General features: G+C 64.0%; 17 protein-coding genes. 9 read left to right on the forward strand and 8 right to left on the reverse strand.

Going from position 1 to position 16114, the window contains the following annotated elements:
• Position 1: 1 nt before the first annotated feature.
• The 5 genes from HGK58_RS05135 to HGK58_RS05155 all read right to left on the reverse strand — a co-directional run bounded on the left by HGK58_RS05135 (position 2) and on the right by HGK58_RS05155 (position 3635).
• The gene (locus HGK58_RS05135) at positions 2-1141 is read right to left on the reverse strand and encodes a glycosyltransferase family 1 protein (protein WP_168626420.1); all 1140 of its coding nucleotides are present in this window, start codon (positions 1139-1141) and stop codon (positions 2-4) included.
• Complete coding sequence (rfbD, locus tag HGK58_RS05140) at positions 1142-1993, reverse strand: dTDP-4-dehydrorhamnose reductase (protein ID WP_168626901.1); 852 nt, start codon at positions 1991-1993, stop codon at positions 1142-1144.
• Between the two features lies 1 nt (position 1994).
• Entirely contained in the window at positions 1995-2408 is a 414-nt protein-coding gene (locus HGK58_RS05145) for a type II toxin-antitoxin system VapC family toxin (RefSeq protein ID WP_349236134.1), read from the reverse strand.
• A complete protein-coding gene (locus tag HGK58_RS05150; protein ID WP_168626422.1) occupies positions 2405-2656 on the reverse strand; it encodes a type II toxin-antitoxin system prevent-host-death family antitoxin in 252 nt (83 codons plus the stop codon). Before HGK58_RS05150 ends, HGK58_RS05145 begins: the two co-directional genes overlap by 4 nt.
• 205 nt (positions 2657-2861) lie before the next feature.
• Complete coding sequence (locus HGK58_RS05155) at positions 2862-3635, reverse strand: SDR family oxidoreductase (protein WP_168626423.1); 774 nt, start codon at positions 3633-3635, stop codon at positions 2862-2864.
• 671 nt (positions 3636-4306) lie between these two features.
• Here HGK58_RS05155 and HGK58_RS05160 point away from each other — a divergent pair.
• The 3 genes from HGK58_RS05160 (at position 4307) to HGK58_RS05170 (ending at position 6252) form a co-directional block, all read left to right on the forward strand.
• Entirely contained in the window at positions 4307-4597 is a 291-nt protein-coding gene (locus HGK58_RS05160; RefSeq protein ID WP_168626424.1) for a hypothetical protein, read from the forward strand.
• Positions 4598-4837: 240 nt separating this feature from the next.
• Positions 4838-5347 (forward strand): hypothetical protein, encoded by a 510-nt coding sequence (locus HGK58_RS05165; RefSeq protein ID WP_168626425.1) that lies wholly within the window; start codon positions 4838-4840, stop codon positions 5345-5347.
• A gap of 227 nt (positions 5348-5574) precedes the next feature.
• Entirely contained in the window at positions 5575-6252 is a 678-nt protein-coding gene (locus HGK58_RS05170) for a hypothetical protein (protein WP_168626426.1), read from the forward strand.
• A gap of 32 nt (positions 6253-6284) precedes the next feature.
• Here HGK58_RS05170 and HGK58_RS05175 read toward each other — a convergent pair whose 3' ends face one another.
• The 3 genes from HGK58_RS05175 to HGK58_RS05185 all read right to left on the reverse strand — a co-directional run bounded on the left by HGK58_RS05175 (position 6285) and on the right by HGK58_RS05185 (position 8996).
• Positions 6285-6857 carry a hypothetical protein gene (locus HGK58_RS05175; RefSeq protein ID WP_168626427.1) on the reverse strand — a complete coding sequence of 191 codons (573 nt, stop codon included), beginning with the start codon at positions 6855-6857 and terminating at the stop codon, positions 6285-6287.
• Between the two features lie 251 nt (positions 6858-7108).
• Positions 7109-8104 (reverse strand): dTDP-glucose 4,6-dehydratase, encoded by a 996-nt coding sequence (gene rfbB / locus HGK58_RS05180; RefSeq protein WP_168626428.1) that lies wholly within the window; start codon positions 8102-8104, stop codon positions 7109-7111.
• A 4-nt stretch (positions 8105-8108) separates the two neighbouring features.
• Positions 8109-8996 (reverse strand): glycosyltransferase family 2 protein, encoded by an 888-nt coding sequence (locus HGK58_RS05185; RefSeq protein ID WP_210422609.1) that lies wholly within the window; start codon positions 8994-8996, stop codon positions 8109-8111.
• 61 nt (positions 8997-9057) lie between these two features.
• Between HGK58_RS05185 and HGK58_RS05190 the strand changes: the two genes are divergently transcribed.
• Genes HGK58_RS05190 through HGK58_RS05215 form a run of 6 tightly spaced genes read left to right on the forward strand, consistent with a single transcriptional unit; the run spans position 9058 to position 16105 of the window.
• Positions 9058-10059 carry a glycosyltransferase family 2 protein gene (locus tag HGK58_RS05190; RefSeq protein WP_349236135.1) on the forward strand — a complete coding sequence of 334 codons (1002 nt, stop codon included), beginning with the start codon at positions 9058-9060 and terminating at the stop codon, positions 10057-10059.
• A gap of 23 nt (positions 10060-10082) precedes the next feature.
• Complete coding sequence (locus HGK58_RS05195) at positions 10083-10697, forward strand: dTDP-4-dehydrorhamnose 3,5-epimerase family protein (protein WP_168626429.1); 615 nt, start codon at positions 10083-10085, stop codon at positions 10695-10697.
• Entirely contained in the window at positions 10698-11567 is an 870-nt protein-coding gene (rfbA, locus tag HGK58_RS05200) for a glucose-1-phosphate thymidylyltransferase RfbA (protein ID WP_168626430.1), read from the forward strand.
• Entirely contained in the window at positions 11564-12922 is a 1359-nt protein-coding gene (locus HGK58_RS05205) for a glycosyltransferase family 4 protein (RefSeq protein ID WP_349236136.1), read from the forward strand. The genes rfbA and HGK58_RS05205 overlap by 4 nt, the downstream gene beginning before the upstream one ends.
• A gap of 53 nt (positions 12923-12975) precedes the next feature.
• On the forward strand, positions 12976-14508 hold the full coding sequence (locus tag HGK58_RS05210) for a DUF2142 domain-containing protein (RefSeq protein WP_168626431.1): 1533 nt from the start codon (positions 12976-12978) through the stop codon (positions 14506-14508).
• Positions 14509-14551: 43 nt separating this feature from the next.
• Positions 14552-16105 carry a DUF2142 domain-containing protein gene (locus tag HGK58_RS05215; protein ID WP_210422610.1) on the forward strand — a complete coding sequence of 518 codons (1554 nt, stop codon included), beginning with the start codon at positions 14552-14554 and terminating at the stop codon, positions 16103-16105.
• Positions 16106-16114: the final 9 nt, after the last annotated feature.

Below are 16114 nucleotides of genomic sequence, written 5' to 3' on the forward strand. Positions count from 1 at the left end.
GTCAGAGGTCGGCGTGCAGCTGCCAGACGCGCTGTGCCGAGTCCCGCCAGCTGAAGGCGCGGGCGCGGTCGGGGCCGCTGAAGCGCAGCTGCTGGGCGAGCTCCACGTCGGCGAGCACCCGCGACACCGCCTGCGCGAGTCGTTCCGGGTACTGCGCGGCCGGTTCGCGCGGCACCGCCAACCCGGCCTCCGCGGACACCTCGAGCAGTGCCGGCGCATCCGAGTGCACCACCGGGGTGCCCAGGCTGAACGCCTCGATCACAGCCAGCCCGAACCCCTCGGCGAGGCTCGGCACCACGAACACGTCCGCCTTGGCGATCGCGACCGCGAGGTCGGCGTCGGCGATGAAGCCAAGGCTGCGCACTCGATCTGGCGGCAGTCCTGCGTCCGCGGCGATCGCCTGGATGTCCACGCCGCCTGCCCCTGAAGGCCCTGCAATGAGGAGAGGCAGATCCGTGGCATCCGGATGCGCCAACGACCGGATGAGCGGCTCGATGCCCTTGCGCGGCTCGAGCGTGCCGGCGCTGAGGATGTAGCGCTCGGGAAGGCCCATGCGCGCGGCCCGCGCATCCGGGTCCACAGGCAGCTTGAGCTTCGAGCTGACCGCACCGCCGATCACCCGGATGCGGTCACCGAAGTCGTACAGCTCGCTCAGCTGCGAAGCGACCGCGAAGCTGGGGACGACGACCGCGTCGGCATACTTGTGGGCGCGCTTGGCCATGGTCTTGTTCCAGGCGATGCGCTCCTTGCTGAACACTTCGGGATGCGACCACGCCATCGTGTCGTGGATGGTGACGACGATCTGGTCCGAGACATTCTGCACCCGGTCGTGCTTGCTCAGCGGCGCGAGCAGGCTGGTGGCGTGCACCATGCCGCGACCCTGGACGCGTCCCAGCCCGGCGGCCCAGGCGCGGCGCAGCTCTCGGCGCTGCAGCTTGAACTTCTCCAGTCCGGCAAGCCCCGGCAGCAGCATCTCGAGTCGGTCGTAGTCCTCCTGCGGCGACGCGGACACCAGGCCGACGACGTCGGCACCGCGCGGGGCGGTGCTGATGAGTTCGCGGGTGAGTTCCTCGGTGTAGCGGCCGATGCCACCGGGCACGGGTGCGACGATCTGGTCGACGATCACTCGCAGGGTAACCAACTACTGCTCCAGTACTCCTCGGGCCGCTGCGGAGGCCAGGGCTTCTCTCCAGTCACGCAAGGGCTCAAGACCGACCCGGCGCCACGCGTCGTGCCCGAGCACCGAGTAAGCGGGCCGTGGGGCTGGCCGGACGAACTGGGCGCTGTCGGTCGGCTTGACCCTATCAGGGTCCAGACCGGCCTCCTCGAACACCGCTTTGGCGAAGTCGAACCAGGTCGCGGCTCCTGAGTTGGTGCCGTGGAAGACTCCGGATGTGACGCCCGCGTCGAGCAGGGAGACGATGCCTCGGGCGAGGTCGAAGGTCCAGGTCGGCTGACCGAGCTGGTCGGTGACGACGCTGACGGTGTCGTGGGTTTGGGCCAGTCGGAGCATGGTCTTGGCGAAGTTGGGGCCGCCCGCGCCGTATAGCCAGGCGGTGCGCACGATGATGGTGCGGGTGGGGTTGTTCTGCAGGGCGAGGCGCTCGCCGGCGGCCTTAGTGCGGCCGTAGGCGGAGACCGGATTCACCGCGGCATCCTCGGGGTAGGGGCTGGTTGCGGTGCCGTCGAAGACGTAGTCGGTGGACAGCTGCACGAGCGTCGCACCGGTGGCGGCAACTGCGGCCGCGAGGTTGCCGGCGCCGGTTGCGTTCACCGCGTAGGCGGCGTCCTCGTTGGACTCGGCGTCGTCAACCTTGGTGTAGGCGGCGGCGTTGAGGATGACGTCGTATCCCGCGACTGCCTCGGCGACGGCATCCGGATCGGTCACGTCGAGGTCGGCGCGGGTCAGCGCGGTGAAGTCGTGCCCGGCGAGTACTTCCTGGAGGTCCTGGCCGAGCATGCCGCCGGCTCCGGTAATGAGGTATCGCATCAGTTCAAACGTAGATGATGGGGGGCCCGCCGAGGTCGGACAGCAGCTCGAAGTCGCGGTCCTGCGTGACAACGGGAAGGTCGTTGGCGAGTGCGATGGATGCGATCCACAAATCGTTGACGTTGGGTCGTTTGCCTGCCGCCGTTATGGCGTGCCTTAGTCGGCCCCAGTGCGAAGCCGCGGCCGAGTCAATGGTGAGCATGGTGAGACCAGCCAGTGCCTCCATCGTTGCGAGACGGTCGGCACGAACGTGGGAGTCTTTTGCCGCGTGGATGCCCGCGACAAGTTCACCGCGTGTGATCGTGCTGACGTATTGCTCAGTGGGGAGCGCTCCGAAGTCGAGTTCGCGGCCCTGCTCGATCGCGACAAAGACACTCGTGTCGAGGAGTCCGGTCCGGTGCGGGAGCTTCGCTCTCACTGGATCGGGCCCAGATCGTCGGTCGTGTCGTCCCATAGGTCGTGGGGGTGCGGTTCCGCTATCGGGCGCTTCGGCCGCAGCGACATGAGCTCGGCCACGGTGAGGAATTCGCGTCGCGGAGCTTCAATAGCCGTGAGTTTCGCGGTGGGGACACCGTTCACCGTGATGGTGATCTCTTCGCCTTGGCGCGCTCGCTCAATCACCGAAGCGGTGTTGTTGCGAAGTTCGCGCACTGGCACCTCACCCATGTAGCAGAGTGTAGCACCGCGTAGCTTTACCCACCTCGGTGATTGAGCCCTCCTAGTGATCGAGCCCCCGGTGATCGCCGGGGACCGCGAAGCGGTCTTGGGCGGGGACGCTGACGCCGCGTAGGCGACTAGGAAAGGCAGGGGCCGGGCAGACCAATCGCTGCCCGGCCCCGTTCTCATCTCAGCCGTGAGAAGGTGATCGCGCTTACCGCACGTTGGCGAGTCCGCCGTCAACGGGCAGAAGCTGCCCGGTGATGAAACGGGCGTCGTCGCTGGCAAGGAACGCGATGGCCGGCGCGAGGTCTTCCCGTGCGTTGCCGACGTGGCCGAGCGGGATGGCGTCCGCTACCGACTTGTCGTAGGCCACGAGCTCGTCTGGGCTCAGGGAGCTGCGGTACTTGTCGAACATCGGAGTGTTCACGTACGGGAGCACCGCGTTTACGCGGATGTTGTCGCCGCCCCATTCGCGGGAGACGCCGCGCACCCAAGCGTGAACGGCAGCCTTGGACGACCCGTAGGCGGCGTTCGTGAGCTCGGGGACGAAGCCCGCCATCGACCCGACGTTGACGATTGAGCCGGACTTGTTTGGCTTCATCAACCGGTACGCCGCCTGGTTTGAGATGATCGTGCCCAAGACGTTCACGCGGTAGATCTTGTCGAACAGCTCGTCGGTGATTTCAGCGGCGAACGACGACTGCTGGATCCCCGCGATATTGATGAGCGCGTCGAGCCCGCCCATCTGCTGCGCCGCGGTGTCGAAGGCCTTGTCGATCCCTGCGCGGTCAGTGACGTCACCGCGGATGAAGGTGACCTTGCCCGGCCCTTCCGCCGTGGCGGACTCCGCGACAGCGTTCCCGGTTTCCTCGTTGAGGTCGATGGATGTGACCAAAGCTCCCCGAGCCGCGAACTCCCGGACGGCCGCTTCGCCGATCCCCTGCGACCCACCGGTGACGATGATCTTCTTGCCTTCGAACTGCATGGTCTAACTCCTTCTCCAAGGCCAATAGATCGACCTTGGTCCATTACTCGCCCGCTGCTGCGGGCGCTATCTATACAAACGCATAAAAATCCCGAGATATTCCACACGGGATGTTCAACATGGTCGGGCAACATATTCGCCGCATGACCCAGCCGCGTTTCGCCCTCCCGCAGAGACAGGGCATGACGCACGAGAAGACCACGTCGACCGGCGCCCGACCCGCCACCCTTTTGCGGCTCAGCGTCGGAAGGACGCGCTGGACAGCGAGTGGCGCGCACGCGCTGATGAACTCGCTGTGTTCTGGGAGAAGGAGCAGACTTGACCGAGCCAGAAGACCACGTGAGACGCACGTCTTCTCGCCCATTGGCTCGCAACTCAGCGTCACGTGTCACGTTTCCCCGAAGGAGGGCGACGGCGCTCAGCCAAGACCGTCGGGCGTATCTCGACCAGGTCGCCCCCGGCTGGAACGAGACGTACTCGTGGCGGGCTCGCGTCGAAGAACTCGGCGCGTTCTGGGATAGCCTCTGGGGTGCTCCCGGCCCAAGTTGCCATGCGGGAGACCCCGTCGCGGAGGAGTGCTCGCAACCGCGAATCTGAGAACGGTTCTATCTCACCGGAATCGTGAGCCCGATGTAGTCACGAATGTCGGGTGGTGGTGTCACCATCGAAATATGACGAACCCGACCCGTTTCGACCCCCTGGCTCCCGGTGCTGTCGCCGGGGTCCGCGACCTGGGTGATGCGGCGTTGGTGGCTGCCGCCTGCACACTGGAGGAGGACTACGGCCGGCTGGTGGAAGCGTCCCGGGTGGCGATCGCCGCTAAGGTGGAGCACCGCTCCCGGAAGACGCTGGGCGGTGATGGGTTGGCCGCGCAGCTGGGGTGTCACAGCGGCACCGAGCTGCTGGAGCGTAGCGATCGTCTCGAAACCCGGGAGGACCCGCCAACTCGATCACGACGTTGACCGTTGGCTCCGGACGAACGTAGCCAAATCGTGAGGAGAGCCCATAGCCGGACTGACGCGGCTCTGGGTAGCGTCCTTCGCATGAGGGCTTTGCGACTCGCCGCCGGACTAGCCACACTCCTGCTGCTGACTGGATGCGTCCCGGAGGTCGCCACTGAAGTGGCGGCTCCGACCCCGACGGCCCCGTCCTGGAGCCAGCCGGCGCCTGAACCAACGCCTGAGCCGACCTTTGATGCGAACGTGACCACCGCCGTCGTCTTCGGTACCCGCGTAGAGTTTCGGAACGCAGCGGGGGGCGTAATCGACAGCGCCAGCTTCGATAGTGCGCCGACAGAATTTCTTTCAAAGATGACGGAGCACTTCGGCGCACCTGACACAACGTACGACGACGGAGTGTGCGCGTACAAAACTTACGGAGATGGATACGTCGTCCCCTACCAGTCCGACGGCAGCTACAGCGCCGAACTCATCGTCATCGCATCAGAGGTCAACGGGATCCGCGTCGAGATACCGAGCGGAGTGAGTATCGGAGAGGATGGGACCGGCCTTGTCGACTCTGTCGCGCCTGAATTCAAAGCTGACTTCGATGGCGATGGTCGATCTTGGTCGCTCCTATATGACGTGGTGGGCTGGTGGGGCCTGGATACACCTTTGGCTTATCAATACGGTGCAAAAGCCTGGGTGGACGACGGAGTGTTGACCCGCATCATGGTACCTGCCGGCGTTGGCACGATGCACACGAGCTGCTGACTGAGTGGTTTCGAGACGACGGCTCAACCGTCGGATCTCGACAAGCTCGATCACCGAGCCACGGGATCTCGACAAGCTCGATCAGTAATCGGCTACGCCGCCCCTGCTCCCAACGGCGGGCCTCTGTGGCATCCTTCTGCCGCACTTCATCAACCTCGGGTAAACGTAGTCAAATCGTGAGGAGAATCCATAGTCGGGCACTCGTGGCTCTCGGTAGCCTCCTCCGTATGAGGGCTCCGAGGCTCGCCGCCGGACTTGTCGCGGTCCTGCTGATAAGTGGGTGCGCTCCCGACGCAATCACCGAGGGTGTGGCGCCTACGCCGACGGCCGCGCCTTCCCGCCAGCCGGCGCCCGAGCCAACGCCAGAGCCGACCGTCGATCTGACGGTCCATACGGCCGTGATCTTCGGCGATCGCATCGAGTGGCGCAATACCGCAGGCGCGGTTGTAGATACAGTTCGCTTCGATGTTGGCAGTGAGGCCTTCAGGTTGAACTTGGAACGGCATCTCGGTCAGCCCGATCCGATCCAACCCATGTGCACGGCCTACGCGTACGATGAAGCGCTCACGGTGACTGATTGGGGACTGATCGAGGTCTGGGTGTCTGCGCCTGAGGTCAACGGCATCAAATTCCAAACGCCGAACGCAATCAGCGTTGGCGACGACGCGACCGAACTCTTCGAAGCTACTCCCACCCACCATAGGTTTGATTGGAGCACCCACGGCAAACCGGAATGGAGCGGCCTTGACTTCGATGGGAGATGGACGCTTTTGTACGACCAGACCGGGACGGTGGCTGAGGACTTTCCGGAGCCGAAGCCATACGGCGCCGGAGCGGCGGTGCTTCACATGTTGGTCGATGGATTCGGCCATACCGTCGTTGGGCCCGCAGTGGACTACTGCTGACGACCCCGGACATGCAATCTTGCACAACGTGGTCAAATCGTGAGCAGAACCCGTGCTCGGGCAGAGGCGGTCCCGGCTAGCGTGCGTGTCATGATGACTTTGAGGTTTGCAGCCGGACTGACCATGCTCCTCCTGCTCAATGGATGCGCCACAGCGGTCACCGCTGAAGTGGAGGCTGCGATTCCTACGGCCCGGTCCTCGAGCGAGCCGACGCCAGAACCAACAGTCGACTCGGTGGTCACAACAGCGGTGATTTTGGGCACGCACATCGAGTGGAGGAACACGGCCGACGTAGTTGTGGACAGCATCAGCTTCGACAGCGAGACAGCCGCGTTCCTTTCGAAGTTCGCGACGCACTTCGGCGCAGCCGACGAGTCTTTCGACTCGGGCATGTGCTCGCCTCTGGCATACGACCGCGCTTTGTACGTTTCTTCGGAACGGGAAGGTTCGTCGATCGAGGTCCTGGTAAAAATCCCCGAACTCAATGGCATACGAATCGAACCCCGAGCGGCGTCAGCGTCGGCGAGGACGCGACCGCTCTTGTCGCCTCCACCCCTCCCGAACTCAAAGCGGACCGGGGCATGGGAGGGGATGTGTACCAGCACTGGGACCTCGTCTACGACCCAATCGGGGTGGCGGGTTTAGAAGGCGAACCACCCCTGTATTACGGGGCGGTCGCCACCGTGTATGAAGGATTACTGCTTAGCATCGCGGTTCCGTCGAATGTGAATAAGGTGGAGTCGGATTGCCGCTGACCGGGTGATTTTGAGACGAGCGCTTCGCGATCCCCTACTTTCGGATCTCGACAAGCTCGATCACCGTCCACCGGATCTCGACAAGCTCGATCACCGAGAAGCTACTGACCCTGCTCCTTGTAGCGGGCTTCGGTGGCGTCCTTCTGCGGCGCCCACCAGTCCTCGTGGTCGCGGTACCACTCGATGGTCGCCGCTAGACCCGCTTCGAAGTCGGCGTATCGTGGCGTCCAACGCAGTTCCTCCCGCAGCTTGGACCACTCGATCGCGTACCGGAGGTCGTGCCCCGGACGGTCGTTCACCAGGTCGTAGGCATCGGCCGACTGGCCCAACTGGGTCAGGATGAGCTCGACGACCGACTTGTTGTCCTTCTCGCCGTCGGCGCCGATGAGGTAGGTCTCACCGATCCGACCCTTCTCGAGAATCGTGAGCACCGCCGACGAGTGATCGTCGGCGTGAATCCAGTCGCGCACGTTCTCACCGGTTCCGTAGAGCTTCGGGCGCTCACCGCGCAGCACATTGGTGATCTGACGCGGGATGAACTTCTCCACGTGCTGGTACGGCCCATAGTTGTTCGAGCAGTTCGAGATTGTCGCCTGCACCCCGAACGACCGCACCCAGGCGCGCACCAGCATGTCGCTCCCGGCCTTGGTTGACGAGTACGGGCTCGACGGGTTGTACGGCGTCTCCTCGGTGAAGCGCTCCGGGTCGTCCAACTCCAGATCGCCGTACACCTCGTCGGTGGAGATGTGGTGGAACCGGATGTTGTGCTTCCGCGCCGCCTCCAGCAGCACATAGCTTCCGACGATATTGGTGTCGAGGAACGGTCGCGGGTCGTGCAGCGAGTTGTCGTTGTGGCTCTCAGCGGCGTAGTGCACAACGGCATCGACTCGGCCGAACAACTCATCGACCAATGCCGCGTCGGCGATGTCGCCCTTGACGAACTCGTACCGATCGTCGGGCAGACCATCGAGCGAGCGCAGGTTACCGGCGTAGGTCAGCTTGTCGAGCACGACTACGGAGTGGTCGGTGTTGTCGATCAGATGGTGCACGAAGTTAGAGCCGATGAAGCCGGCACCGCCGGTGACGAGGATTCTCACGTCTTCAGTCTCCCTGCTTGTTCAGCCTTCGGCGAATCAGCGCCGACCGCAGCGACAGCCCCATGGTCAGGGTCACGCGCACTGGCCACATGAGCGGCCCCGAGTACTTCTTGTTCAGGAAGGTGCGCGCACTGTCGTGGTGCACCGAGATCATCCGTGCCGACTCCGTCGTCGTCGAGTGAGCCCCGGTGTGGGTGACGCTCGCCCCCGGCTGGTACACGTTGCGGTAGCCGGCCTTGCCGAGTCGGTAGCCGAGATCGACATCCTCGAAATACATGAAGTAGTCCGGGTCGAAGCCGCCCACCTCGTCGAAGGCCGACTTGCGCACGAGCTGGCACGACCCCGACAACCATCCCGCGTCGCGCCTTGACTGCGCGCCGTCCCAGTCGTTGCGGTACCTGCGGCTCCACGGATTGCCGGGCCACAGGTTGAAGAACATCGCGTGCCCGACCCCTGTGCGCAGCGACGGCACCGCACGCGCCGACGGGTAGAGCGTGCCGTCCGAGTTGTACACGGCCGGCCCGATGGCGCCGATCGCCGGGTCCTCATCCGCGGTCTCCAACAGGCTGTCGATGCTGCCGGGAGCGAGGGCGACATCCGGATTGCTGACGAGCACCCACTCGGTGTCGGCCGGCAGCCGTTCCACACCGGCGTTCATGCCCCCGCCGTAACCGACGTTGTCGTCCATCGGCAGCCAGATCGCGCCGTGCTTCTCCGCCAGCTCCTGCACCGGGCCACCCGGTTCCGGCTTGTTGTCGGCGATGACCACGGTCATCGGATGAGCGGATGCGGCGGGCAACGATTCGAGGAACGCGCCCAGCACCGCCTCCGAGCCGTAACTGACTGTGACGATGCCGACACGGCCCGTGCGCGCGCCATCCACCTCAGTCATGATGACGACAATCCTAGTTCGGGGCACTTCGGGCACCTGAACGCCTGCCTAGACTCGGATCGTGCCAGCAACGTACCCACTCACCGTCTCCGTCGCGCTGTGCACTCACAACGGGATGCCGTACGTCGCCGAGCAGGTTCGCAGCATCCTGCACCAGACCCGGCCACCAGCTCAGCTTGTCTTGTCGGACGACGACTCGACCGATGCCACCGTCGAGACGGTCAACAAGGTGATCGCGCGCTTCCGCGCGGAACGTCCGGACTCCGGCATCAGCGTGACGATCATCGAGAACAGGCCGGCGCTCGGTGTCGTCCGCAACTTCGAGGGTGCCGTCGCGGCGTGCACCGGTGACCTGATCGCGCTGAGCGACCAGGACGACCTGTGGGTGCCCGACCGGCTGGAGCGGATGGTGGCCGAGTTCGAGCGGCGGCCAGAGCTGACCCTCCTCCACACTGACGCCCGGCTCGTCGACGGCGACGCCAAGCCGCTCGCGTCGCGGCTGTTCGACGCGATCGAGTTCACCCCACAGGAGCAGCAGCTCGAACGCGAGGGGCGGGCATTCGAGCTCCTGCTGAAGCGCAACGTAGTCACCGGCGCGACGACCATGTTCCGGCGTGACCTGCTCGAGCGCGCCCTGCCCTTCGTCGACGACTGGGTGCACGACGAGTGGCTCGCGATGGTCGCGTCCGTGTTCGGCACGGTCGACTTCCTCCCGGATGCGCTCGTCGACTACAGGCAGCACGGCGCCAACCAGATCGGCGCTCAGAAGCTGGATGCCCGCGGCAAGCTGGCGCGCCTGCAGGAGCCGCGGAGCGAACGCAACCGGCGACTGCTTTCGCGCGCGGAGGCGCTGCACGATCGACTCACCGAAGCAGACGCCCCGGAGAAAGCGATCGACGCGGCCGCGCGCAAGGTCGAACACGAGAAGCACCGGTCGGCCCTCCCACGCGCCCGCGCTCTCCGCATCGTTCCGGTGATCGCCGCGGCCATCCGCGGAAGGTACAGCCGCTTCGGCAGGCCGCGCTACGACCTCATCCGGGACCTCATCCAGCCGGACCGCTAGGCGCTCGCCGGTAGACTCGGCCCGTGCAGTTCCGAGAGCTTAAGGTTCCTCATGCCCTGGAGATCACTCCCGTGCAGCGGGGCGACGATCGCGGCGTCTTCATGGAGTGGTACCGCCACGACCTTCTCGCCGAGCAGGTCGGGCACCCGCTGACGCTGCGCCAGGCGAACACCTCGGTGTCCCGCCGCGGCGTTGTGCGCGGCATCCACTACGCCGACATTCCCATCGGGCAGGCCAAGTACGTCACCGCGCTGCGCGGGGCGGTCCTGGACTTCGTCGTCGACATCCGGGTCGGCTCGCCGACCTTCGGGCAGTGGGACTCGGTGCTGCTCGATGACACCGACCGGCGCGCGATCTACCTCGCCGAGGGGCTCGGCCATGCGTTCGTGGCGCTGACCGACGACGCGACCGTGAGCTACCTCGTCAGCGACGTCTACCGTCCTGAGCGCGAGCACGGCATCAACCCTCTCGACCCCGACGTGGGTCTGGTGTTCCCGGATGCGGCGGGCGACCTGATCCTGTCTCCGAAGGACACGGATGCGCCCGGTCTCCTCGAGGCGAGCGACCGCGGGCTGCTGCCGACCTGGGACGCGGCGAACGACTTCTACCGATCACTGAACTACGGAAGCGGGGCATAGATGCGCGGCATCATTCTCGCCGGCGGCTCAGGAACACGCCTCTGGCCGATCACCAAGGGCATTTCGAAGCAGTTGATGCCCATCTACGACAAGCCGATGATCTATTACCCGCTGTCGACGCTGATGAGCGCAGGCATCCGCGAGGTGCTGATCATCACGACGCCCGATGACCAGGAACAGTTCCAGCGGCTCCTGGGCGACGGAAGCGAACTGGGCATCCGGCTCGAGTATGCGGTCCAACCCCGGCCGGAGGGGCTTGCCCAGGCGTTCATCATCGGTGAGGAGTTCATCGGCGACGAAAAGGTCGCGCTCGTGCTCGGCGACAACATCTTCCACGGTGAGGGACTCGGCTCCAGCCTGCGCGGGCACACCGACATCGACGGCGCCCTGATCTTCGCCTACCAGGTGGCCGACCCGACCGCATACGGCGTGGTCGAGTTCGACGACAGCTTCACCGCCATCTCGATCGAGGAGAAGCCGGCCCGGCCGAAGAGCCGGTACGCAGTTCCCGGCCTCTACTTCTACGACAACACCGTCGTCGAGGTCGCGAAGTCGATCACGCCGAGTGCTCGCGGCGAGCTTGAGATCTCCACGGTCAACGAGCGCTATCTCGGGCAGGGCAAGCTGCAGGTGCAGGTGCTCGACCGCGGCACCGCGTGGCTGGACACCGGAACGTTCGACTCGATGATTCAGGCCACCGAATTCGTGAAGGTGATCGAGCATCGGCAGGGCTACAAGATCGGCTGCATCGAGGAGGTCGCCTGGCGTGCCGGCTGGATCGACGATGGCCAGCTCACTGCGCTCGCCGAACCGCTCGTGAAGAGCGGATACGGCAGCTACCTGAACGACCTGCTGGCGGATCGGGCGTGAGCAAGGTCCTGATCATCACGGGCGACCCGATCGGCGCGCGCATGGCGGGTCCGGCCATCCGATCCTGGAACATGGCGACCGCGCTCGCTCGCGAGAATGAAGTGACGCTGGTCACCACCACCAACCTTGAGCGGGTGGATGCGCCGTTCGGGCTGCGTCGCATCCGACCCGGCGAGAACGCAGAGTTCAACGAGCTCGAGCGCTGGGCGGACATGATCGTGTTCCAGGGCCACGCGATGAACCAGTTCGAGGTGCTGAAGACCACGTCGAAGGTCGTCGTCGTCGACATCTATGACCCGATGCACCTGGAGATGCTCGAGCAGGGCAGGGAGCTGGCGCGCGCGACCTGGGAGCTGCGGGTCAGCACCGCGACCCACGTGCTCAACGAGCAGTTGGCGCTCGGCGATTTCTTCCTATGTGCCTCCGAGCGCCAGCGGCTCTTCTACCTCGGCCAACTGGCCGCGCTCGGACGCATCAACCCGGCAACGTACGAGAGCGACCCGCACTTGCGCGGGTTGCTCGATGTCGCGCCCTTCGGGCTCGACGCGACACCACCGAAGCACGAGCGTGCGGTGCTCAAGGGCGTCATCCCCGGTATCGGCGCCGACGACAAGCTGCTGATCTGGGGCGGTGGGCTCTACAACTGGTTCGACCCCAAGTCCCTCATCAGCGCGGTGGCGGCGCTCGCACAGACCGAGCCGCGGGTGAAGCTGTACTTCCTCGGTACCCGGCATCCGGGCGTCGAGGAAATGGGTATCGTGCGGGAGTCATTCGAGTTGGCCCGCGAGCTGGGCGTGCTCGGCAGCAATGTGTTCTTCAACGAGGACTGGGTCGATTACGCCGAGCGGCAGAATTACCTGACCGAGGCGGATGCCGGTGTCAGCACCCACATGTCGCACGTCGAGACGACGTTCTCGTTCCGCACGAGGATCCTCGACTACCTGTGGGCTGGCCTCCCGATGGTGGTCACCGAGGGGGACAGCTTCGCCGAGCTGGTGGCGGACGAGGGGCTCGGGGTCGTGGTGCCCGCCCAGGATGTCTGCGCACTGCGCGATGCTCTCGCGCGGGTTCTGTTCGATGACGAGTTCGCGACCGAGGCTCGGGAGAATGTCCGTCGCGTGCGGGAGCAGTATTTCTGGGACCGGACGCTGGAACCGCTTGTCCGTTTCGCACGCGAGCCGCGGCACGCTGCAGATTTCACAGGCCAGCGCACGCTGGGCAATGCGGCCGTCGGCAGCGGCCGGAAGCCCTATGGGCTGCGCCATGACGTGCGGATGGCCTGGCACCACCTGCGACACTCGGGTCTCCGGACAACGTTCACCAAGCTGCGCAACCGGCTGATCCCCAAGAGGTGAGAATTCACCTGATTTTCAGGAGACTCTCAGGCGCCGCTTCCTAGCCTGAATCGGTGAAGGTCGTAGGTGGGGAGCTTGGTCGACGTCTGCGCCGATTCCCGCTCATCCTGCTGGCGCCACTTCTTGTCTTCCTGACCCTCGGTGCATGGGCAATGTCATCGCCGGTGGGTGCGAGTCCGGACGACGACTTCCACCTTGCGAGCACCTGGTGCGCGGATGCGCCTAATGAATACTGTGGCCCCATCAGCGACCGCGGTTTGATCGAGGCACCAACGTCCCTGCTCGACTCGGCTTGCTACGCATACGAGCCCGAGGTCAGCGCTGCATGTCAGTCCGAGGACTGGGACCTGTCCACCACAGAGTTGACCAATCGCGCCAACACAGTCGGCGGCTATCCCCCGGTCTACTACGCCTTCGTGAACCTCTTTGCCGGCGCCGATGTCGAGGCGTCAGTACTGGTCATGCGCTTCATCAACGTCGTGCTTTTCACCGCACTCGTTACCGCTCTCTACCTTCTCTTGCCAGTTGCACGGCGACCAGCGCTCGTATGGAGTTGGGTTCTCACCACCGTGCCCCTCGGTCTATTCATGCTCACCTCCAACAACCCGAGTTCGTGGACGATCATGGGGGTCGGTTTCGGCTGGATTGCGTTGCTCGGCTACTTCGAGACTGACGCGAAGCAGGCTGGACTCGGACGGAAGGTCGCGCTGGGCGCCATATTTGCGCTGTGTGCATTCATGGCGGCGGGTTCGCGCGGTGACGGTGCGCTCTATTCAATTCTGGCCATTGTCGCAGTGGGCATTCTGGCTTTCTCGCGTTCGAAACGCTTTCTGCTGAAGGCAATCCTGCCGCTTGCGGTCGCGGTGATGTGCGTGATGATGTACCGATTCTCGAGGCCCATCGAGAGTGTGACAGGCGGCGTCACCTCCGACTCGACGAGCAACTTCTTTGTGACGGTCGCCAACAACCTCCTGCATGTGCCGTCGCTGTGGTTGGGGATCCTGGGTAAAGATTGGGGGTTGGGGTGGCTTGATACTTCCATGCCGGCCGCCGTCTGGGTCCTCGGCCTGCTGTGCTTCATCGGGGTCGGGTTTGTGGGCATGAAGGGGATGTCGATACGTCGATTCCTGGTTTTGGTAGCCGGAGCACTGGTTCTGGCCCTCATGCCGGCAGTGCTGCTGTCGGCGGCAGGCTCCGACGTGGGAACCAACCTGCAGCCGCGCTACCTCTTGCCTCTGGTGGTTGTGTTTGCAGGCATCATGACGCTTTCATCCGGCTGGCGGCCCAACCGGTTGACAGCAGCTCAGTGGATTCTGGTTGCGACCGCACTTTCGAGCACTCAACTCCTTTCGCTGCACATCCATATGCAGCGATATGTAGCCGGAATCTCGAATCAGAGTGCAAATATTGATGACCACATCGACTGGTGGTGGGACATTTCGCTTTCGCCCATGACGGTTTGGGTTATCGGTTCGATTGCCTATTCAGCGCTGATCTTCATCGTGCTGCATCGAATGAGACGCTTGCCCGTCACCGAGCCACAGGAGGCATCTGACTCAGGCAAGGTGACCGTTTCGCATGCGTAGAGGTGTTGGAGTCTTGGGCGACCAAATTGGAAGGCACAGACTGTTGCGAAAGCTGAAGTTGATCTACCTGGCTCCGCTTCTCGCAGTGATCAGCCTCTTCGCTTGGGCACTTGCCTCGCCGATAGGCGCCGGACCCGACGATGATTTCCACTTGGTGAGCACGTGGTGCGCGGTCGTGGATGGAACGAATTGCGAGCCCGGGGTTTCGGCGGACACACGGATTGTGCCAGAGACGATTCTGGAGTCACCATGCTTTGCGGGGGAACCCGACCAGAGTGCCGCATGTCAGGAGGACTTTGACCTGACGGGCACCGATATGGAGCTCACGGATCGCGGCAACTTCGTCGGCTCCTATCCGCCGGTCTACTACTGGGTAATGCACGCCTTCGTCGGCAACGACATCGGTACGTCGGTCGTCATCATGCGGCTTGTCAACGTGCTGCTCTTTGTTGGCCTTACTAGCGCACTGTTCTGGTTGCTCCCGATTGCTCGGCGTCAAACGCTGATCTTGATGTGGACGATCACGACAGTTCCACTGGGGATGTTCCTGATCGCATCCAATAATCCAAGCGGTTGGGCGATCGTCGGGGTGGGAACGACGTGGCTCGCCCTCCTGGGATATCTGGAAACCACTGGTTGGCGACGATGGGTTCTCGGCGGGATAGCGGCGGTAGGAACACTGATGGCAGCGGGGTCACGCGGTGATGCGGCCATCTACACAATCTTGGGCATTGGCGCTGTCTTCGTGCTTACCTTCCCTCGAGCCAAAGAACACTGGTCGAAATTTGCTCGAGACGCGATCCTTCCGGTGGTTCTCGTAGGAGTCTGCTTCCTCTTTTTCGCCCTGTCCAGCCAGTCCAGTTCCGGTGTTTCTGGCTTCACTTCTGGTTCTCCATCAGGGGGACCACTCCCCGAGGACGCCGATCCGGCCGAACGGTTGGAAGGCTTCGGTCGATTCGCGTACAACTTCCTAAACATTCCATTCCTGTGGGCCGGAAACTTCGGTGAATGGGGACTCGGATGGCTCGACACACCAACGCCGAGCATTGTCACGTTCAGCACAATGGCTTGTTTTATGGCGATCGGCTTCGTTGCGCTATCTCGACTTTGGGGCCGCAAGCTTTTCGTCGTCGCGGGAGCCGGCTTTGCCCTGTGGGCGGTGCCGCTGTACGTACTGACTCAGGGTGGACAAATTGTGGGTGTGGCTGTGCAGCCTCGCTATGTGCTTCCGTTGATTGTGCTCTTCGCGGGGTTGCTGGTGGTGACCCGGGTGGGCGAAACTCTTTCGTTCAGCCGGCTGCAGGTGATACTTGTCGTGGCTACACTCTCCGTCGCGAACCTCGTGGCGTTGCATGTGAACATGCGGCGTTACATCAAGGGCATGGACCATCCGGGTTCGAACCTCGATCTGGGGATCGAATGGTGGTGGGACGGTGTGCCCTCGCCCATGTTCGTGTTTGTGGTGGGGGCCGTTGCTTACGCGGGCTTGCTTGCGATCGTTCTGAGAGCAGTGGCCTGGCCCTCCTTAGCTGTCGCTTCCGCTTCGGCCCATTTGGACCAGCCGACTGACACTCTCGCAGCACCAACGATTCGGTAGTCCGCGACG

Source organism: Cryobacterium sp. BB307 (assembly GCF_012274275.1).
GTDB lineage: Bacteria > Actinomycetota > Actinomycetes > Actinomycetales > Microbacteriaceae > Terrimesophilobacter.